A 20,199-nucleotide genomic window follows, 5' to 3' on the forward strand; every position below is an offset into this window, starting at 1 on the left:
TGGGTTTTTAGAAAAAGGAGTGAAGTTGTCCAGACGAATCGGACCTTCACCATTTTGAAATATTCACCAGATTGGCTTTCAATATTTCCACCTTTGAAGCATCCACACCTTTAACAGCGCCGGTATCAGCAACACCCAATAATATATCGCCCCCATCCCTGTTCAGCATGGCACAGATGGTTTCAAAAAGGCTCTCAGGCAGTTCCGCCCTGGCCTCTTTGACCTCCAGACGGATGTTTTCACGCTGCTTGAGCAATCTTTTTTACCAGCTCTATGCTCATACCTTAACCTTCCTTTTCCTGCCTGACTCCTTTGGTTGCTGTCCGGCCCTCTCCGCCATTACCCTATCCAACAATTTCTCCGCAGCTTCCCAGGCGGGATTGGCCACATTTATCTATAAATTTACGGAAAGCATCAGATAATCACACTTCGCCAATAGTTTCAGTGCACATTAATAATCCCAACACATTTAGCCCGGACATTAATCACGCCCTCATTTTCAGACCTCAAATAGGCCTCATAATTCCTGACAAGCATCTCACAGTGCTCTGTTATAGGATACTTCCGGTGGTTATCTTCTGTATCTTCCCATCTTTGTTCTTGCAGAAATGCAATGTCATCACTTATCTCTGCGCCAAAGAGAGGAAATCCCTTATAAATCTCCCTGTACGTATTGTCACTGAACTCTACCCTGAATATATATCTTGCACACAGATTACCTGAAAGTCCTTTATATCCTGCGCTCAGGATTTCTCCTGAGACATTGTCACTCTTGTAAAATTCAATTAATGCATTAATCAAAGGATGACCTATGCCCAATAGTTCAACCCCTTTTTTACGCGTTGCTGTCTTCCTTGTGAATGTCATATTCTCATATCGGGCTGATACATTATTATAATTCAGCAAGACATGAGGGGTTACAATAGTCACAATATCGCCGGACGGAATAAAACTGCCGCCGAGCCGAATGGTGGCCTTTTCACAAAAGACCCTCAAATCATCAAGAGTATATTTTCCCCTCAATTCCACATAGCTTGCAAGGTTAAATGTTGACAGGTCCTGCGTCAGCATCCTCAATGCATCACTTGCCTCGTCCGCCTGCCTTAGTGCATCATAAATCTCCATCTCAGTCCTGTTATAATCGCTGTTTACCAGGGCCTCTTTGTAGATATCATTGTAGTTTAACGCTGTCCCCATGAATCCGAGGACTTCTGACCTGAAATCCTCAGTAACCTCTCCTGTAACCCTGTCCACTTTCCCTATAGTTGCGGCTATTTCAAGAAGCTTTTGTTCAAGAATGGAATAAACCTTTTCTTCAATCGTCCCCTCTGCAACAAGATTATAGACCTGTGCCGTCTCCTGTTGTCCGTACCTGTGAATCCTGCCGATCCTCTGTTCAACCGCCATGGGATTCCATGGGAGATCATAATTAAACAACACCCTGCACACCTGCAGGTTTATCCCCTCGCCGCCGGCAGATGTGCTTATCAGGAATTGCGCCCCATCCTCATCCCAGAACGACTCACAGGCAGCTATCTTATCCTCCAATGCTCCGCCTTTAATCGCTGCTATCTTCCCTGCGCCATAATACTTTTCAAGTTCATCTTTCAGAAAATATAAGGTCTCAAGATATTGCGTGAATATAATCATCTTCTCATTCGTATTTTCCCGGCGTATCTGCTCTACTGCCCTGATGAGGGTATCAAACTTCCTGTCAGGCCCGTCATCAATCATTTCAATCAATTCCTTTATCTTCTGGTCCTCATTGGGGATATTTGCCTCTGCAATGATTGCATCCTCGTCCGTCTCAAGGGCATCCAGCGCCCAGTTGGTAATCTCCTCCTCAAACTGGGGACGCCTTTTAATGCGTTGCTTTAACTGAGCAATGTATGTATCCGCCTCCGTATAATCCATCTTCCCGTAACCGGCGGAAAGCAGGTCACTGACGACCTCTCTCATCAACTCCTGATACCTCATGATCTGCATAGAGATGTCGGCCCTTGTTATCGCCCCCCTCATTCCGCTCTCAAGCGCCATCTGTTTCCTTGCATAGATGGCAATAAGCCTCCTCCTTAATGCCTGCCGGATCGCCCTTGGGCTTGAAGACATGATCTTCTGAAATGTCGCCATGACAAAACCGACAGCCCTTTCCTGTTTGGTTGTCTTCTCCTTTCCAGCTCCGGCTGCAGTATACCCCTCTCTCAGATACTCTGTCAGGTTTTCGTAAAACCTCTGTTCTTTTAAAGACAGGCTGAACTTCTGGGAATGGACCTTCCTCTTCATAAAGATGGGATTTCCCGACGCATCAGTAACCTCCCTTTTGGTGCGCCTGAACATCACCCTGTTAAGGAGGCCCCTGTGGTCAAGCATTGCCTCAGGATTTTCAAAGAGCTGGTCATCCAATAGCTGTACCAAAGACCAGAACTGGTATCCATCCCCCTGATGTGGTGTCGCCGACAGAAATAATATATCCCGTGTAATCCCCTTTATCTTCTCTGCGAGTCTGTAGTTCTGCGTGGCAGTGATCTTATTCCCATATCTCTTGCGGCTGAGGTGATGCGCCTCATCAAACACGACAGTATCCCATTTAGGGCCTTTTACGAGCCTCTCAAGGCGGGATGTTTTTTTAATCGTGTCTATAGAAACAATGACATGGTTATGCCTCTCCCATGCGTAAGGATTGGCATCAGTGAAGTCCGACCCAAATATATCGAAGTGCATCCTGAAACAGTCCCTTAATTCGTTCTGCCAGTTCCGGGTAAGTCCCGCCGGACAGATAATGAGTATCCTCTCAGCCTCTTTTCTTGCGCTGAGCTCTCTCATAATCATCCCTGTCTCAATGGTCTTGCCAAGCCCCACCTCATCGGCAATCAGGAATCTCCTCCTCCTTGCCTCAACTATCTTGTGGGTCAGAAGGATCTGATGCGGCAGAAGGTCTGTCTTGCTGTTTGACAGCTCCCCGCCTGAGTTTTCGAGCGGAAATTGATATGCAAGCTGTTTAAGGAAGAACTCCAGGGGATTATCAGAGATCCCCTTTTCATATCTCTGAAAGATATCGTCTACCGGTTCAAGGAAGTCCTCTGGAAATGTCTCAAGGATCCTTTTCCCGTCTTTCTCAAATACTACATCAACCTTATAGGTTCCATCCCCTTCTGAAACCCTGAACACCTCACCTGAACCAAGTTCAGGACGGTATTTGTTTCTTACCTTTGTCTTTTTGTTTAGCATCAGCTTGCCACTGAAATCGGCCGTGTGATTTCAGCTTGATAGATTGTAACCTGTAAAATACCAGTCTGTCCCATTTGTGGTCTGTTTAGTGGTGTATCCGAAAATCAACTCAATATCAAGCCTTTCCCCCCGGTACTCTATCCAAAGGGTATCACCTTTAACAAGCCTGCCATTACAAATGATCTGCACCTGAATATGTTTTCTCTGAAGCGCGGAGGCGCCTGATTGCAGGACATTATGGATCTTCCTTGCCATTGAATGACGGTCTCCCGGGCTTGTAAGATAGAGGACGTCCTCTATGCCTGATACAATATATGAAGAAGAAGCCGGGATGTCATTCGCCTCGTTTCTTATCTCCCTGAGAAAGTCAATAAAACCTATCCTGTTTTCGTAAGGCGTTATACCTTCCGGATTGTATGGTCTGACTGAAGAACGTTCTATAATCTCATATCCAGGCATATGACTTCATTCACCTTTTTTCCCTAATCTCTTCCTTATCCATGCAGGGTTTCTGCGGCAGTCAAGAACAGCATATACAAGCGCGGTTTGATCCTCAACACGGTAATACACTGCAAATGGAAATCGCTTTGACAGCAAACGATGGTACTTCTCAAAATGCACAGAATGAATACCTGCATTTACAACCAGCGAATCAATATCTGAAAAGAGTGTGTCTAAGAAATAAGCGCCTACTCCCTCTGACTGTTTTTCATAGAAGCGGTATCCGTCAATCAAATCCTGGATCGCTGAGGATAATATTTTGATTTTCATGAAACTTCTTTTCTTATTATCTTCTTGGCTGAATCCCATTCTGAAAAGTTTTCACTTCCATGCACAATCCCTTTTTCTCTATCCTCCAATACTTCTTTATGCCACGAGGGAGATACAATGCCTTCAGCCTTATTACATAAATCATCCCAAATTGATTCCATCACCCTGATTTTTTCCTCAATTGACATCTTTTCCAATTGTATAGTATTTGACATGGTTCCTCCTGACTATTGCCTTTATATTAATATTTTTATCAATAGCAACATTATATTGGACTGTTGCAGCGAGGTCAATAATTCTCAGACTTCCATTAAACTCAAGACCCTGCTTACCGGGTCATTGAATGTCGGGTTCTTTACCCTTAAATATTCAAGAGCCGCCCTTATCTGCGGCATTGCAGGATTAAATTCCCTGAGCCATTGTATGATGTCCCCTGATTCATGGGCAAGCCCCATGAGAAAATGGAGGATGTCCACAAGGGCAACATTATCAAATTTCCCCTCTTCCATCTCAGGGAAGAGGGCAATCTGCAGAAGGGATGAGGTCTTTTTTGAAAAGAATGTCTGAAGGTCTTTATAACGTTCAACCGGGTGTTTCACCTCATAAGTCCGGCCTCTCTTGGCACGGCCCTTATGCATGATACCGGCCTTAATCAGATCTGCGGGTTCAAGTATCCCCCTTGTGGCCTTATGCACCTCATCGCTCTGGACCTCCATCCTGTCGCATAGGCAGGTGAGATAGATGTAACTGACAGGGTCAACGTATTCAAGCTCTGAAGGCAATGGCTGTGCTGATGAGACGAGCTGTTCCACCATCATCCGGATAGCGGTTAGCGCATCCCTTAATGGCACTACTTCATCCTTATAATCTACGATCATGCCGTAGTGCCTGCTGTATAGTTCAAGGCACTTGCCAATAAGGATGATGTTTATATCAGCAGGAGGAAGATTCTCACTCCACCCGCTTCCATATCTCCCAGCTTCAATCAGCCTGATCTCCTCCCTCGCCCTTTTCCTTATCTCCTGCCTGATCGTCGCCCACGAGCGCTTCCGCCCGCTGTCCTTATCTCCCTCTTTTACCTGTCTCTTTTTGCAGACATGGATGAGGTCGTAAGAGATAGACTGTTTGTCCTGCAAATGTAGCGAGCTTTCTGATTCGCCATGTATCGGATATATGGCTTCAATCACAAACCCTGCATTACATATAGATTCAAGCAACGCCTCCCATGCACTGCCCTCTGCATGGTGGAATGTAAAGACCATCAAACCATCATCTTCAAGATTCTCACAGCATCTTCTCCAGACCTCGGTAAGCCCCTTTTCATAGTCCGATGATGTCTTACCACGGGTGGGGTTTTCAACTATCTCTTCTGACTTTGGAGTAATCTCCGGGGCAAAATGCGGATATGTCTTTGCAAGGATTAATCTAAGCCAGACATAGAAGAAATCGGCCAGTTCGGAATAGTTGACATTGTCTGCATAAGGAGGGTCGGTGATGATGAGATTGGAACTTAACGTCGTGTCTGTCTGTTCGTCATTCCCGCGAAAGCGGGAATCCATTTTCCCGGAATCGCCACAGGTGATACTTGTGCCGGTGTTTCTTTCTATGACTTCATTTCTAAAAACAGTTACTGTTTCTCCTTTTGAATATGCTCTGTCAAAAGGCTTGTAACAAAACACTTTGCCATCCATTGCCTTATCCAAACATTTAATGAAGCTGCATTTGCCGAATTTCACACCCCATACGTTGCCTTCTGCAAAAGTTGCTTTCGGTTGAAAATCATGTCTCGCAAAGACACCCTCTGTTTTATTAGCATCTGCCCTGTGTCGCGTAAACACATTATTACTTTCTAATGTGGTGAACAACCCGCTCAACAGCATCTCCTTCAACACCTGATCCCCTTCCTCATCAATCGCCTTAAGGAGTGTGCTCAGGCAGAGCAACTGGCGGGGATTGAACATCTGGCGCCAATAGATATAGTGATGTTCAAGCAAACGATGTGTCTCCTGTCCGTCAGGGATTTCACCTTTGGGATACGGCAGGCTATCCTTTTCATTCTCCCATCTATTCTCCGCATCCTGATACCGCTTCAGATCAGACGGGGTTATCCGTTTAAAGAACTTGCCGTTGTTGTTTCTGATATTGCAGGCATGAGAGGCCGGCCCATTCGTTTTTACCTTTTCCCCGAACAGGTTCTCAGCAGTCACACCTGCACAGGAAGGACAGTAACCCTCAAGGCTATAGGGTTTTACAGGTAGCAGTCTCTCCTTGGGGAGCCTCCTGATAGAGACGATAATCTTATCCCTGGTACCACAGGAATGGCAGATAAAATCCCCCTTTGAAGGGATGTTCCCTTTAACCGGGGCATAGTCCTTTTTACATGCAGGGCATGACACATCCTCAGGCAGCGTGCCGCGGTGTTGCCAGACAGACCAGCAATGAGGACAAAGTAGGACAGTAAGCGGTACCTTCTTTTTTCCCTTTTTATATGAGAATGTGTCACTGACATCATCTTCTTTGAAACACCAGGGACAGGTTGCCCGATTGAAGCCCCCCCTCACCCTATCCCTCTCCCGCAAGGGGAGAGGGGAATTTAGCAATGCCCAGCGCTTGTTTGACCGCAGCTCACCTGAAGAATCCTTAAAGTTGTAGACCGTTAGACTGCCTTCAGCAATCAGTGAAGCAGGCTCAAGGTCAAGGTCATACTCTTTCTTACAATGAAGACAGACATAATCAGGGATATATCTTGTTGATGGGGACTTCTGCGAGATGATGTAGTCGGAGAATAGCGGGACTTCCAACCCGCAAATGGAGTTTGTGCAAATTGCGGACTTCACCCAGAAGGTATAGATGATGTCAGCGTCCTCAACTCCGGCGCCGCAGCATGGACACTCAGTTCTGTAATGACTCAGCAGCTCTTCCCTGACAGGGATACCGCTTGCAGTCTTTCTCTCCTCAAGGCGTTTGAACGCCGCCTTCAGGTCATCAATGACAACAGGCTCAGACTCTGTCTTAACTATAAACCATGCCACTGGGTTCAGGTCTATGCCGGTCACATGGCATCCAAGCCTGAGGGCCTCGATAATGGTCGTGCCGCCCCCCATGAACGGGTCCAGTATCTTTACGCCGTTGGTGTCCAGATCATTGGTGTGGTCTTTATAGAACTCCTCCATGATGTCTGTCCCGGCAGGCTTCATGGAGGCAAGCAGAATGGCCCTGAAAACGCTGGAGGCCCTGCGGGCAAACCACTTGTGCATCTGGTAGATGGGTTTAAATGCATTCCGTTCAGGCACGGCAAGCCTGTTTATCTCAACGATAGGAAAGGATTCTTCAATAGCCCTTTTCATTTCCACCAATTTCCAGCTCTACCCATGGGGTCAGCATCTCCATCAGCGAGAGCCCGCCATGCTTATAGAGCTTTGCGGCTGCATCACCAGTAGAACGGGTCCTTATACGGCCTTTAAGCATCGCCACACCCCTTGTTTCATCAATAATGATGTCATCAGATTTGGGAGGGTGCGGGTTATCTGAAAGTGATATATTTCTGTTATTGCCGAAGTAGCTGTTTAGCTCCCTTATTTCCCTCTCAGAGGATGTCTTGTCCATGCCAGTGCCGAAAAAGATATACCCGTGGTCGCTTGTAATAATTACCTTCCGTCTCCCCTTTATCTGCTGGACAGTATGCATCCATGCGGTCTCAAACTGGATATGAATATTTTCAAAATGGCGCTCAAACCTGGATCCGCTGTCTGTATAGGTATTGTCCGGAAAAGCAGACCAAACAAGGAGCGGGGAGTTGCCGTCAGGGGCATTAATGCCCTGTGTTATATTGTCTGTATAGATTGTTGTTATACCTTTGTCCTTTAGCTCTGCCCTTGTCTGGAGGCTTTTAGGGCTTATTTTCCCGCATTTAAACTCACGCTCAACAAAATCCATTGTCTCGCTCGGTATTGCCGCAATAGAGCAGTCAACCTCTTTGACACTGAATCCTGACCTCTCTGACAACTTCAGGATTATAGGTATCTCCCTTAAGGAAAGTCCGTCAAAAACAACTACAGCGGTATCTTCTTTCAGGACATTCAACATGCCTTTGCCGGTCTCTGGAGGCGATAATAACTCCCTGTATATCCTGTCTGCAGTAGAAGATATCAGCTCTTCAAACCTGTTAACCTTATCCTCTCCTGCCTTAAGATATTCAATATGGGACATGGAATCATAGAAGGACGCTGTCCACACCTCTTCAATAAACCACTTCTTAAGCCAGGCCAGTCTTGGTCCGGGCATTATCAGGTCATCAAGCAATTTATTGGAAAGGGAAAGCCCCTGCAAATTCTACCCCTCCTTATTTTCTGTAATAACGATCAAATCCGCTGAATAGTCTGCGCCGGAAATGGAAGGAAGTGACTCAACCTGCTGCTCGATCTGATTTTTCACAAACCGTCCGTTCTTTGTAATGCTGATCTCAGCAGTGACATCACCCTGCCCGCTTAAATTGCCCCTCAGTAATGCCGGGAGTGTCCCCATGTCCCCTATGCCGTCTTTCTGAAAAAATATCTTGTATGTTGCCTTAGTAATCTCAGCGCCGTCATATTCCTGAAGCCTGAAGGCTATCTGGTTTCTAAGGCTCAGGGCATCTGTCTGCGGGGTTATTCTTAAAGGGATTGTCTTCTTTTTTGGACATGTACATGGTCGCTGACCGCATCGCGGACAAGTACCGGCGGGAGGGACGTCACATATACAGGGAAACTGGCCGCAACGGTGACAAGACACAGACTCACGCGCACAGGCACACGGCATCTGACCGCATATCTGACATACAACAGGCTTCGGCACTGCATCAGACGGAAATGGGGCAGTTATCTTTGCATTGAAGAATTCAGTTTCAGTCAGGTCAATGTACCTGCCGCAGAAGTTTCCCCTGCTGTGCTGAATACCGATAACACCATCCCTGCATAGTTCTCTTACAGCGCCTGAAACCGCACGGGCCATGGCAGGGACAGGAAAACTGAGTGTCTTTTTGTACTCTTCATCCGTTTCCTTTACTAACTTGCCTTTAATCTCCTCAAGACGGTCTTCAAGGTGTTCCCTGAAGGTAAGGAGCGGGAAGAACTGCTGACTCAGCGCCTCGATTACCTTATCCTTTGAACAGTCTCCAGCTATCTGCTCCAGTTCTACACGGTCTTCATTGACTGAAGAACCATAATTTTCCCAACTGATAAATACGATACCCGCCTTCCTGATCCTGTCTAAAATATTTCCCTGATCCCCTCTTGCAATCCTTTCATAATCTGCCTTTTGAGATGATTTTTTGGCGCCATCAGCAAGGGACTTTGCAGACAAGACCCTTTTTGCCCATTTCAACAAGTCTTTGTCATTCAACAACTGGAATTTATCATCCTTTGGTTCGAGCAGTATTATGAGGTTTCTGTACTCCATGCCAAAATAGATATTATGACGTTCCTCCTGAGTCAACCGCCTGCCTGCAAGTACATATCTTAGACGGGATTTATCCATCTGCCTGAGTATTTCCTGTGTCTGCCCGACGGAGTTAAATACTAAGGCGCCTGATGTCTCCCTGAAGACCTCTGTCTTAATCAAATCTGTCAGCAACTCACGGGCATGGTCATCTGAGTACTTCAGTGACTTTAGCTCTACCTTTGCCTCCGGCTGTTCTTCAATATCAAAGAAATACCTGTCTCCTTCGGAATGAAAAAATGATGCGTATTTCTGGAATGTCAACAATGTATGATTAAAACTGTTTATATCAAACGATGGTGATAACATATCCGGCATCAGGCCGTCTTTCGTAACCCCTTTGTTTGCTTCAAGGCCCGTGATGGTGTAAAGAAGCACGGCAGATGCGAGCCTGCCGGAAGCAGGGACAGCCGCTTTAAGCTCTTCGACATTTTCCTTAGCCCGGTTGATGATGTCTCCGCTTATATCAATATCCCTGAGCATGACCATGTTTGCCTTGTCTTCTATAGAGGCATCGGCAGGCGTAATGATATCATTGGTCTCGTGTGTCAAACGAACTATATTACCAAGGAATGCAAGAGAGCCTCTCACATTCTGGAATGAACCCCTTGAGGGGATCCTCTTCAGGAGTATGTCCATGATAGACGGGGTAAATGGATATGTCTCACGGAATCTCCTCTTAAATGACTCTTCATCATCAATAACCGCGTGTCTCTTCCATAGCTGCACATAACTCTCTATCACAGGGCTGACTGTCTCAGGGTTAAAGCTGAGATAGTTTTCAAATAATCTGTGAAGTATTACCTTACACCTGTCCTGCGTATTATCAAATTGGACCGTGCACCTTGGAACACGCTTCAATGTGCTGCCGGGCTCCTCCCTGTCGCTGTAAATACTTGCGAATAGGGTCACCTTGTCAGAACGGTTGCTGTATTCGGAAAGCATCTGGAGAAAGGCAATGTTCTGGGCCTGAAGCGCAGGATTTGCTATTACCTTTATGCCCTGCTCAAGCTCGTCAAATATGAGGACCAGTCTCCTGCCCCCAAGCGCCTTCTCAAATTCGGCTAATCCGGGATGGGTCTTTCCCTTCCATGCCTCAGTGCCAAGGGCATTGAAGATCATACCCCAGACAGAATCATACGGGTTGTCGGTAAATTTATTAATGACGACAATAACATCGTCAGGCACATTGCATGTAATATCGTTTGAACTCAGCCATCTGCGGGATATATCAGGATGTTTGAAGAGATTATAAACCAGAAGCAGGAGATGCGATTTACCGCTGCCTTTCAGCCCTTCAAAAAGAAAGAGGCCGGAGGTATCCTTATTCGATTGAAAACGCAGATGAATCTGCTCCAATACCCGCAGCGTATCTGAGGTTGGATAGGTCAGGCTGTAGAATATCTCAGGATTAGGCTCTATTTTCTCAGGATCACCGGAGGCAAGATTGGCTAAATCAATAATCCCCTCAATACCTGCGTCAGATATGGTCTCTTTCCTCGGTTTTAGATATGCCGAATAGCTCATAGCCTGTTCTGATGCACACTCCTTAGTATTGACCACATATAATATATCAATCAGGCTGTTTTTGGAAGATGGCTTTTAAATGACTGTTCTGATTGACGGTCATAACTACGTTTTATATAATGTTTCTAACGGCAGTTGCCACACAAAACCGCCATTATGCGTTTGTAAACTTAATGCAAGAACTTACTTCAATACTTTCAGAAGCCACAAAGTCCATTCCAGGAGAGTACTTCCAATTACCTGTCGCTGGCAAAGAAGATCCAATCTACAGAGAGAGAGAGTATATTGCTACGAACTCTATCATCACATTCGGTCACTTTGGCCTGACGGTACGCGTTATTCTTTGGGTGGAGAAGTGGACAAGTCTGGTCATCCTTGGATTCGCGAGAACAATTTGGATAGGATAAAGCCTGATTTTATAGTCCATGTTCCAGGACAGATGGATTACAATGAACTCGTATTGGAGGTTAAACCTATAAACGCGAGGAAGCCAGGTATTGCTAAGGATTTACAGACCCTTACTGCGTTTCGTCAGAAAGCAGGATATAAGAGAGCCATCTTACTTGTTTATGGTGGTACAAAAAATGATGTTGATCGTTTCAAGAAGAAAGGGCAATCAATTGCAGAGCAAAATAGGGATGGGTCTATTGATCGTCAGCTTATCGAACTATGGCACCACAGCACTTGTGGGAAAATGGCAGAGAGTGTTGGATGGTGATCGGAAATCAGAATAATGAAGAACAATCTTAATAAAAAGATATGGAATTCGAGATATATTTTGACAACTCGTTCTTTATATTTTACTCCAAATTAGGTGTCCACTTTATCCACTTTACAATCTTTGCTACAAGGTCATTGATGAGGTAAAGAAGTTTCTTGAAGAATCATCCCACAGCCCCCATTGTTGAAGCCGTGAACCTCACAAAGGTTTTTGACGGATTCACAGCAGTTGACCATATATCTTTTTCCCTGTATCCAGGCGAGATTGTCGGACTCCTTGGTCCTAATGGTGCAGGCAAGACTACTACCCTTCAGATGCTTCTGGGAACGCTGACACCTACAGAGGGAAGCGTGAAGATCTTAGGCCTTGATCTCCGGAAGAACAGGCAGTCCATATTGGGCAGAATAAATTTTTCCTCAACTTACACATCAATGCCGTCTGCCCTTAGCATATATGAGAATCTGAGGGTATTTGCCACTCTTTACGGCGTAAGAAATTGCCGGAAGAAGATTGATGAGATAATGCATTTGTTCGATTTATCCGCTCTTAAAAACAAACTTGCAGAGACATTATCATCCGGCCAGTTGACCAGACTTTCGCTGGCAAAGGCTTTGCTAAATGACCCTGAGGTGCTGTTTCTTGATGAACCTACTTCCAGCCTTGATCCCGATATTGCAGACAGGACCAGGAGTATCCTGAAAATGAGACGGGACAGTACCGGCCTGTGCATTTTCTACACCTCCCATAACATGAAAGAGATGGAGGAGATGTGCGACCGTATTATTTTCCTCCACCGAGGGAAGATTATTGCAGAGGGGACGCCGAAAACGATACTGAAGCGCTACGAGGAGGAACACCTCGAGGCATTGTTCCTGAAGATTGCCAGGGAGGGAGGGTGAGTTTTTACCGTATATACTCAGTGGTCCTCCGGCATCTGTATCTGTATAAAAGGAGTATTGCGCGTCTCATGGAGACCTTCTACTGGCCCCTGCTTGACCTGCTGGTATGGGGATTTATCTCTGTTTATCTGGAACAGTATAAAGGAGGACTACCGGGTTTTGTCACATTCTTCATAGGCGCACTTATACTGTGGGACATGCTCTTTCGTTCCCAGCAGGGGATATCCATATCATTTCTCGAAGAGATGTGGTCAAGGAACCTGATGAACCTCTTTGTATCCCCGCTGCGTCCCGGTGAATTCATAATTGCGACTATGGTCATCAGCATTCTGAAACTCCTTTCAGCCTCTGCAGTTACCATCACCCTTGCCTGGCTTATCTATTCATTCAATCTCTTTACCATCGGGATATCACTGCTGCCCTTTATACTGTGCCTTACCGTGATGGGGTGGTCAGTCGGCATCCTGACTATCTCGTTTATCCTGAGATACGGTCAGAAGGCAGAGGTTCTGGCCTGGGGAATCGCCTTTCTATTCCAGCCCATTTCCGCTGTCTTCTATCCTGTCTCAGTCCTCCCGAAGTTCCTCCAGACCATTGCCAGATTTGTCCCAGCCGCCCATATCTTTGAGGGGATGCGGGCAGTCATCAGGCAGGGAGAGTTCCCTTTAAATGAACTGATATGGGCCGCAGGCCTCGACGCCGTCTACCTCATCGGCTCCATCCTCTTTTTCTATGCCATGTTCCATAGCGTAAAGGTCAGGGGGTTGTTGTTGCACATAGGAGAGTAGCAGATCCAGCCGAAACCTCAGACCCCGGACCGCTCAAATGCCCTCCGTTGCATCATTAACTTGCTTAATTACATGGTAGTAATGTAAACTAATATCATGAAGTATGCATTCAGATGGAATACGATAATATCTATTATTTGCTTTGGCTTTCTTTTATTCATTCTTGATATATTACCTGTTTGTGCTGAGAGTCTGAACATTCGTCCTGTCCCTTCACGGGATATCAAGGGTTTCCTGGAGGTCAGCCTCTATACCGAGTTGGCATCACGGACAGTAGTCGAAGAAACACCGCAGGGAATCAATTTTGAGGGAGATGCTGAATCCACCAGGCTTATGGCGAGACTCGCCACAAGGCCATGGCACCCGGTTGAGTTCTACATACATGCCGGGATGGCAAATCTTTTTATAGACCAGTTCAATGACTACAGGGGTGACTATGGATTTGCCTATGGCGGCGGTATATCTCTGACACTGTACGAAAACCAGGGGCCAAACCGGCTTAAGGTCCTTGCAAGGGGTGATGTATTGAACTTTGAGACAACTGATCACGTCTGGACTGTCATTAATTCTCAGGATGAATTTGTCAAGGAAACCATAATGTGGAGGGAGTATACCCTTGACGGGATAGGCATTTGGAGGTCCCCGAATTGGGAACCCTTTATCGGTGCACGATTTTCCTGGCTTGATTCAGAGGATAATATAAAACATCCCAGTGTTGGAAGGCTTTCCCTAAAGGAAGACCGAAATCTTGGCATGATCATGGGAACAAACATCTATCTTGACAAGAGGGAAAACTTTGCCGTCAACATTGAGGCTACACTGATAGACCAGGCATCCCTCAGAATAGGTGTCAAGCTATGGTATTAACTATTATTTCATTTGTTTTACTGGCATTCCTCAGCGGATGCGCAACTACGGGCGGCTATGAACGCTACGGCGGGTATAGTGGGGGTAATGACAGGATTTCGGAACACAGGGCAGCTTTTCCTGAAGATGGAAGGATAAGCATGGCATACTCCATCGCATACTGGGATGTGTTACAGGCTGATGAGAAGGGGGAGCAGGTACCTGAGGTTTACTACATCTGGCTTCGCAACAACTCTGCCGCAGATATCCGCATAGACCCTTCCAATCTTTCCCTGATCACAGAGAAGGGAGAGGTGATCCCGTTGAGCAGGCTTACAGCCTCGACACCTGAACCTCTTCAGGCTACAGAGGCTGGTACTCATGAGATTGCAGCCGGATATGCTGTCTTTGAGATTCCGATGTCAACCATGGAATCAGACAGGCCTGGCCGTCTGATTTATGATGACCATGAAGGTTTCAGGGCGGTCCGCTATCTTCAGGTTGAAGATATGATAAAATATGAAGGCCTGACATTAGAAACAACTGTATATTATTATGCCCCGGTCTACCCGAGGCGTTACTGGTTTCCATATTATTATCCTTATAATTACTATCCATATGATATCTATTTTTACTACTTGTATCCCTACTCGCCTCACCGCCATTACTATTATTCCCGGCCTTATGAACCCGGGAGACGGGAGTTCGGCACACCGTCCACAAAAGAACCTGTCGTGAAGCCTAAGGAGAAGAAAAGGCGTGAGTTTTGATAAGGGGGGGGCTGAACAGTAAACACCAAAATAAGGTCGCACTAATTACAGGCGGAGGGAGCGGGATCGGTTTTGCAATCACCAGGGCGCTGCTCGGGGAAGGCATGCGAGCAGCCATCTGCGGCAGGGATGAAGGAAAACTGAGAAAGGCAGAAGAAGAATTAAAGACGCATCCTGACAATCTCCTTGTAATGGCAGCAGATGTCTCCAAAAGGTCTGAGGTTGACCGCTGGGTTAAGAAAGTCATAAGTCAGTTTGGCAGGATTGATGTCCTTGTCAACAACGCGGGAGTAGCCCGCTGGTCTGACATAGAAAATATCACTGATGAACACCTTGACTGCCAGCTCGACGTTAATCTCAAGGGTCCACTTTATTGTTCCCAGGCCGTCCTTCCATTCATGAAGAAACAGCAGAATGGCTATATCATTAACATCTCCTCGGTTTGTGGTAAATCCGGTTTTGCAGGCACAGCCGCCTACAGCGCCAGCAAGTTCGGCCTCATGGCCCTTTCAGACAGTTTGAGGGAGGAAGGTGCACCATCCAATATCAAGGTTACGGCTATATGTCCAGGATTTGTAGCAACACCAATGGTCACGGACGCACCTGTCCCGCTTGATGAGATGATCAGACCGGATGATATTGCAGAGGCGGTATTGTTCCTGTTAAACCTCTCCGCACATGCCGCAGTCCGGGAGATTGTTATCACACGGAAAGAGGAAGGGTAGAAGAAGCAATGAGTTGAAAGAAATGAGCAATGAGGAGAATCATGCAATGAGATCTAATGCTAAAGGGGAATGCCAGTAAGGTGAAGCGATGCAACCGTGTCCATTACAGTCCTGCCATCGGCCTCCCACCCGCCTATCAGGTAAATAAAATCAGACACTGATTCAACACCCATTGCAGCACGTGGTTTATCAATATCCTGAGGTCTCTTCCAGACTTTATTATCCTGGTCATAATACGCAGCCCTTGTATGTATGCCGTCTGTGCTGTAACCGCCGAAGATGTGAATGCGTCCTTTGTGCATGCATATTCCATGAGCAGCAGCAGGCCACGGGAGTAATAAACCCTCTTCTTTAGCCCACTTGTTGCTGACAGGGTCGTAAATGTCTATCAAATCATATTCTGTCAGACCCTTTCCTGTAAAGGAAACGCCTCCGGTTGCGAGTATCCTGCCGTCAACCACGGCCCCTTTCAGGGCAAATCTCGGGACAGGCAGCGGTGCAATCTCGACCCAGCGCCCTTCAACAACGTTCAGTCTCTCACAGAATGTAAAACCCGGGTCTTTCGAAGGCCCCCCTTCTGTTGCATCAGGGTGATGGCCGCCCATTATGTAAATATCATTTCCAGATACTGCCACTCCAGGATAGTCATGAGGCATTAGCATGTCAGGCCCTGCCTCCCATGTGTCTTTCCTGAAGTCATATATCTCGACAGTTGTGAGAAACCTGAACTTGCCATCCGGCTTCTTATACCCGCCTCCAATCACATAAACTTTATCACCAATCAACGCCGCTACAGCACCTGAGCGTTGTGTGGGCATCGTCCTGCCCCATGACCATGTATTACTATCCGGGTTATATATCTCTACAGTATCAAGGCTGAGGAAGTTTGGACCTCCGCCGCCAAAGACATATATCTTCCCGTTATATGATACAGTTGCAGGATGCGAACGTGCTGTCTGTAAGGATTTCCTGATGTTCCACATATGCCGCTATTTTACTTAAAGACAGGGCAAATGGTCAACTGTTAAATAAAAGGATTATTTATCAAGGAATATTTTAAGCCCCTTAAATGCCCTGGGATGCCGCAGCTTTCTCATGGCCTTGACCTCAATCTGACTAACCCTCTCGCGGCTTATACCCAACTGTTTTCCAATCTCTTCCATGCTATAGCGTTTTGATTCACCTATTCCAAACTTCATCCGGATCACTTTCTCTTCTCTGGGACTCAGGATCGAGAGGGCCTCATTCAGCTCCTTCATCAGTTCATCACCTATAATGTCATCAGCAGGTGATGGCTGTTCATCATCCGCAACAAAATCAGACAGAGAGGCATCCCCATCCTCCCCGGCCGGCGCTTCCAGTGATACCTCTTTGTGCATCATATCCATTAAGCCTTTAGTCTTTTCTACAGGTATATTCAACCTTTCTGACAGTTCTTCTATGGTTGGTTCCCTTCCGGTTTCCTGAATAAATCTGAAAGATGTACGAATCACCTTCCTGATCTTTAACAATATGTGAGCAGGGACATTTAACGACGTGACAGACAAAAGGGCTGACCTCATTATATATTGCCGTATCCACCAGACAGCATAAGTTGAAAATCTGTAACCCTTTCTGTAATCAAATTTATCAACTGCACGCATCAGGCCTATATTACCCTCCTGGATCAGGTCCATTAGTTGTGTATCATTTCTTGAATATTTCCTTGCAATATCAGCAGAAAGCCTGAGATTTGCCCTGATAAAACTGTCTTTTGCCTCCTGCATCCTGTTCTCAATCTCTTCAATAGAAGATAATATACCGCTCGAATCACCCTTGCCTGTCTCAGAGTCAATTCTAATCTTTTCGACTGTCTTTTCAATTATCCCTGTAAGCATGTCTGCTTCAAGCACACGGGATGCAAGCAACTCCCTGTCCACGTCGCTTTTACCAAGTTCTATAATATCATCAAGAATATTTAATACATCCTGGCTATCGACATCATCATCAGGCAGGACTTCTGCACTTCCCTCAGTTGTCCCTGCTTTGTCCATTTCTGCCTCCGCGAGAACACGTCTCAGCTCCCTGATCTCGTCTCCAAGCATTCCTGCATCCAGCAACTTATGGACTATGGCTGAACGGCATTCCTCCAGATATTTGGCAAGCGAAATCTCCTCTTCCTTTGTCAGCAGGGGAACGGAACGTATTTCATTTAAATATGTCTTTACAGAATCTGATGATTTCATATTACTGGTTTATTATTATACCAGAATAGTGATATTATAAGGTTGCAGGAGAAATTACAATAAGTTAGAGTGAGTTTTACACAAGAAAGGAGGTTTATCACTATGAACAAGAAACCAGTATCCTGGAGGGGACCGTCTGAACTTGCCCGCATGGCAAAGGAGATGGAACATATGGTCGAGGACTCCTTTGGCCGCGGATGGGGTTTCCGTAGTATGCCATTTATGCGTCGCTGGCAGGCATTAAAAAGGGCTGAAGAGTGGGCTTCGGCTCCAAAACTTGATGTCTATGAGGAAGGAAATGACATTATAGTCAAGGCGGAAATAGTCGGAATGGATAAGAATGAGATTGAAATATCGCTCGAAGGAAATATACTCAGTCTTAAAGGTGAGAAAAAGAAAGAGGAAAAGGTCGAGGACAAGGATTATACATACAGTGAGCGTTACTTCGGCAGCTTTACAAGGACAATAGAACTGCCTGTAGAAGTACAGGGGGACAAGGTCTCAGCAAACCTCAGGAATGGTGTCCTTGAGATACGTCTGCCAAAGTCAGAGGCAGCGAAGAAGAAGGAAGTTAAGATTAAGGTTGACTAATGAAAATCCCCCTTAGTCCCCCTTTTTCAAAGGGGGAAATCAGTTCCCCCCCTTTAGTAAAGGGGGGATAGGGGGGATTTGAAGAGGGACTATCCATTGTATCGTTCTCCTCTCTACGAAACGCATAATTCATTCGGCGCTGCGTTTGCCGAGTTTCATGGCTGGGAAATTCCTTCAAATTACGGTAACCCTGCGGCAGAGCACCTTGCTGTCAGAAGCAATGCCGGTATTATGGACATGACGCACAGGGGGAAGATCCTGATATCCGGCGAAGACAGGACGAAGTTCCTCCAGAATATCCTCTCTCAGGATATCAGCAAGTTAACCCCTGGTTCAGGCGGACACAGTACACTCCTTAACACAAAGGGGCATATGCTTGCTTACATGCGCATCTATAGTGATGGGGAATCATTCCTTATAGATACCGAATCTGGTGAGACAGACAAGATATTGCAAACATTGAACCGTTATCTCTTCAGGGAGGATGTTAAAGTCGAAGATGTCACACTGAGATACGGACTTATAACTGTTAATGGTCCCAATTCACGAAAAATCATATCCGCCGCAAGCGGGACTGAAATCAATGATATGCCGGATTGTTCGCACGTTAACATAACAATTAATGGCATAAACTGCAGGGCAGTAAGGACTGCATATACAGGAGAAGAAGGATACGACATTTATACACCGTGGGACGATCTGTGCACTATCTGGGAAACAATCCTGTCGGCTGGCATTGCCTCAAAAATCCCCCTTAATCCCCCTTTTTCAAAGGGGGAAATCAGTTCCCCCCCTTTGGTAAAGGGGGGAGAGGGGGGATTTTGTGAGACAATAACCACATTCGGCCTGGATGCATTTGAAACATTGAGGATAGAAGCAGGCACCCCTGTTTACATGATTGACATGGACGAGAACACCATCCCGATCGAAGCCAATCTCGATCATGCCATCAGTTACACAAAGGGTTGTTATGTAGGCCAGGAAACGATAGCCCGCATAAAATTCAAGGGGCATGTGAACAGGATACTCACAGGATTATCAATCACATCGGGGACAGAAATAAATTCTGTCCCCGATATCAGCATTATCCCCCGTAAAGGCGACAGGATATTCAGGTTTATTGATAATACGGAACAGGACATTGGATTCATCACCAGCGCCTGTATTTCCCCTTCGCTAAAAAAGATAATCGCCCTCGGATATATAAAGACAGGATACAATGAACCTGGTTTAGAGGTCAGCATAACATGTGGCTCTGAAAAACTGACAGCCGGGGTTTCAAGATTGCCATTTCTTTCGGGATAATCCCGTCCATATTGTAGTTTCAAAAAAACGATTGACAAAGCTTCTATAAGATGTTAAAAATTTGGGTTATTTCAAGTGAGGGAGTTACCGTATGGTGAAGGACGGCGATAATGACAGGTACCGTTTTGTTCACCAGGTAGGGTTGTTTACCGCTATCCCTGTACTCCTTGTCGCAGGACCGGCCATAGGTTTCTTTATAGGAGATTATATAGACAGAAAGTTTGGTACAGCCCCGTGGTTTATGTTCATCTTCATAGTCATCGGATTTGTTGCCAGCATAAGACAGACCATAGAGTTTATAAACAAGGCAAGCAGTAACAAAAAATAA

Annotated in this window: 19 protein-coding genes; 9 read left to right on the forward strand and 10 right to left on the reverse strand. The window is 46.0% G+C overall.

Features of this window, described 5'->3' with window-relative positions:
- Positions 1-46: 46 nt before the first annotated feature.
- The 8 genes from IT393_10335 to IT393_10370 form a co-directional block, all read right to left on the reverse strand.
- The gene (locus IT393_10335; GenBank protein MCC7203040.1) at positions 47-256 is read right to left on the reverse strand and encodes an ATP-binding protein; all 210 of its coding nucleotides are present in this window, start codon (positions 254-256) and stop codon (positions 47-49) included.
- 185 nt (positions 257-441) lie between these two features.
- Positions 442-3,228, reverse strand: coding sequence for a DEAD/DEAH box helicase family protein (locus IT393_10340; protein MCC7203041.1), 2,787 nt, complete (start codon positions 3,226-3,228; stop codon positions 442-444).
- A 30-nt stretch (positions 3,229-3,258) separates the two neighbouring features.
- Positions 3,259-3,687, reverse strand: a complete 429-nt coding sequence (locus IT393_10345; protein MCC7203042.1) for a hypothetical protein — start codon at positions 3,685-3,687, stop codon at positions 3,259-3,261.
- A 6-nt stretch (positions 3,688-3,693) separates the two neighbouring features.
- Positions 3,694-3,999, reverse strand: a complete 306-nt coding sequence (locus tag IT393_10350) for a type II toxin-antitoxin system RelE/ParE family toxin (protein MCC7203043.1) — start codon at positions 3,997-3,999, stop codon at positions 3,694-3,696.
- A complete protein-coding gene (locus IT393_10355) occupies positions 3,996-4,214 on the reverse strand; it encodes an addiction module protein (protein MCC7203044.1) in 219 nt (72 codons plus the stop codon). Before IT393_10355 ends, IT393_10350 begins: the two co-directional genes overlap by 4 nt.
- Before the next feature lie 84 nt (positions 4,215-4,298).
- Positions 4,299-7,346, reverse strand: a complete 3,048-nt coding sequence (locus tag IT393_10360; GenBank protein MCC7203045.1) for a DUF1156 domain-containing protein — start codon at positions 7,344-7,346, stop codon at positions 4,299-4,301.
- A complete protein-coding gene (locus IT393_10365; protein ID MCC7203046.1) occupies positions 7,330-8,328 on the reverse strand; it encodes a hypothetical protein in 999 nt (332 codons plus the stop codon). The genes IT393_10360 and IT393_10365 overlap by 17 nt, the downstream gene beginning before the upstream one ends.
- Positions 8,329-8,331: 3 nt before the next feature.
- Positions 8,332-11,001 (reverse strand): hypothetical protein, encoded by a 2,670-nt coding sequence (locus tag IT393_10370; GenBank protein MCC7203047.1) that lies wholly within the window; start codon positions 10,999-11,001, stop codon positions 8,332-8,334.
- Positions 11,002-11,395: 394 nt separating this feature from the next.
- Between IT393_10370 and IT393_10375 the strand changes: the two genes are divergently transcribed.
- The 6 genes from IT393_10375 to IT393_10400 all read left to right on the forward strand — a co-directional run bounded on the left by IT393_10375 (position 11,396) and on the right by IT393_10400 (position 15,750).
- Positions 11,396-11,719 carry a hypothetical protein gene (locus tag IT393_10375; GenBank protein MCC7203048.1) on the forward strand — a complete coding sequence of 108 codons (324 nt, stop codon included), beginning with the start codon at positions 11,396-11,398 and terminating at the stop codon, positions 11,717-11,719.
- A 158-nt stretch (positions 11,720-11,877) separates the two neighbouring features.
- Positions 11,878-12,621, forward strand: coding sequence for an ABC transporter ATP-binding protein (locus IT393_10380; protein ID MCC7203049.1), 744 nt, complete (start codon positions 11,878-11,880; stop codon positions 12,619-12,621).
- Between the two features lie 68 nt (positions 12,622-12,689).
- Positions 12,690-13,409 carry an ABC transporter permease gene (locus IT393_10385; protein ID MCC7203050.1) on the forward strand — a complete coding sequence of 240 codons (720 nt, stop codon included), beginning with the start codon at positions 12,690-12,692 and terminating at the stop codon, positions 13,407-13,409.
- Between the two features lie 96 nt (positions 13,410-13,505).
- Complete coding sequence (locus IT393_10390; GenBank protein ID MCC7203051.1) at positions 13,506-14,276, forward strand: hypothetical protein; 771 nt, start codon at positions 13,506-13,508, stop codon at positions 14,274-14,276.
- On the forward strand, positions 14,267-15,025 hold the full coding sequence (locus tag IT393_10395; GenBank protein MCC7203052.1) for a hypothetical protein: 759 nt from the start codon (positions 14,267-14,269) through the stop codon (positions 15,023-15,025). The genes IT393_10390 and IT393_10395 overlap by 10 nt, the downstream gene beginning before the upstream one ends.
- Positions 15,022-15,750 (forward strand): SDR family oxidoreductase, encoded by a 729-nt coding sequence (locus IT393_10400; protein MCC7203053.1) that lies wholly within the window; start codon positions 15,022-15,024, stop codon positions 15,748-15,750. The genes IT393_10395 and IT393_10400 overlap by 4 nt, the downstream gene beginning before the upstream one ends.
- A 59-nt stretch (positions 15,751-15,809) precedes the next feature.
- Here IT393_10400 and IT393_10405 read toward each other — a convergent pair whose 3' ends face one another.
- Both IT393_10405 and IT393_10410 read right to left on the reverse strand, forming a co-directional pair.
- A complete protein-coding gene (locus IT393_10405; protein ID MCC7203054.1) occupies positions 15,810-16,733 on the reverse strand; it encodes a hypothetical protein in 924 nt (307 codons plus the stop codon).
- 54 nt (positions 16,734-16,787) lie between these two features.
- Complete coding sequence (locus tag IT393_10410; GenBank protein MCC7203055.1) at positions 16,788-17,975, reverse strand: sigma-70 family RNA polymerase sigma factor; 1,188 nt, start codon at positions 17,973-17,975, stop codon at positions 16,788-16,790.
- A 102-nt stretch (positions 17,976-18,077) separates the two neighbouring features.
- Between IT393_10410 and IT393_10415 the strand changes: the two genes are divergently transcribed.
- The 3 genes from IT393_10415 (at position 18,078) to IT393_10425 (ending at position 20,199) form a co-directional block, all read left to right on the forward strand.
- Positions 18,078-18,566, forward strand: coding sequence for an Hsp20/alpha crystallin family protein (locus IT393_10415; protein MCC7203056.1), 489 nt, complete (start codon positions 18,078-18,080; stop codon positions 18,564-18,566).
- A gap of 78 nt (positions 18,567-18,644) precedes the next feature.
- Positions 18,645-19,871 (forward strand): aminomethyltransferase family protein, encoded by a 1,227-nt coding sequence (locus IT393_10420; GenBank protein ID MCC7203057.1) that lies wholly within the window; start codon positions 18,645-18,647, stop codon positions 19,869-19,871.
- 91 nt (positions 19,872-19,962) lie between these two features.
- The gene (locus IT393_10425; GenBank protein ID MCC7203058.1) at positions 19,963-20,199 is read left to right on the forward strand and encodes an AtpZ/AtpI family protein; all 237 of its coding nucleotides are present in this window, start codon (positions 19,963-19,965) and stop codon (positions 20,197-20,199) included.

Source organism: Nitrospirota bacterium (assembly GCA_020851375.1).
In the GTDB taxonomy this organism is placed as follows: Bacteria; Nitrospirota; 9FT-COMBO-42-15; order HDB-SIOI813; family HDB-SIOI813; genus RBG-16-43-11.

What these genes read in the sequence shown, in the direction of transcription:
- IT393_10340 (MCC7203041.1), bottom strand. Translation starts at nt 3,228, where the DNA reads ATGCTAAACAAAAAGACAAAGGTAAGAAACAAATACCGTCCTGAACTT.
- IT393_10345 (MCC7203042.1), bottom strand. Translation starts at nt 3,687, where the DNA reads ATGCCTGGATATGAGATTATAGAACGTTCTTCAGTCAGACCATACAAT.
- IT393_10350 (MCC7203043.1), bottom strand. Translation starts at nt 3,999, where the DNA reads ATGAAAATCAAAATATTATCCTCAGCGATCCAGGATTTGATTGACGGA.
- IT393_10355 (MCC7203044.1), bottom strand. Translation starts at nt 4,214, where the DNA reads ATGTCAAATACTATACAATTGGAAAAGATGTCAATTGAGGAAAAAATC.
- IT393_10360 (MCC7203045.1), bottom strand. Translation starts at nt 7,346, where the DNA reads ATGAAAAGGGCTATTGAAGAATCCTTTCCTATCGTTGAGATAAACAGG.
- IT393_10370 (MCC7203047.1), bottom strand. Translation starts at nt 11,001, where the DNA reads ATGAGCTATTCGGCATATCTAAAACCGAGGAAAGAGACCATATCTGAC.
- IT393_10385 (MCC7203050.1), top strand. Translation starts at nt 12,690, where the DNA reads ATGGAGACCTTCTACTGGCCCCTGCTTGACCTGCTGGTATGGGGATTT.
- IT393_10390 (MCC7203051.1), top strand. Translation starts at nt 13,506, where the DNA reads ATGAAGTATGCATTCAGATGGAATACGATAATATCTATTATTTGCTTT.
- IT393_10395 (MCC7203052.1), top strand. Translation starts at nt 14,267, where the DNA reads ATGGTATTAACTATTATTTCATTTGTTTTACTGGCATTCCTCAGCGGA.
- IT393_10405 (MCC7203054.1), bottom strand. Translation starts at nt 16,733, where the DNA reads ATGTGGAACATCAGGAAATCCTTACAGACAGCACGTTCGCATCCTGCA.
- IT393_10410 (MCC7203055.1), bottom strand. Translation starts at nt 17,975, where the DNA reads ATGAAATCATCAGATTCTGTAAAGACATATTTAAATGAAATACGTTCC.
- IT393_10415 (MCC7203056.1), top strand. Translation starts at nt 18,078, where the DNA reads ATGAACAAGAAACCAGTATCCTGGAGGGGACCGTCTGAACTTGCCCGC.
- IT393_10425 (MCC7203058.1), top strand. Translation starts at nt 19,963, where the DNA reads ATGGTGAAGGACGGCGATAATGACAGGTACCGTTTTGTTCACCAGGTA.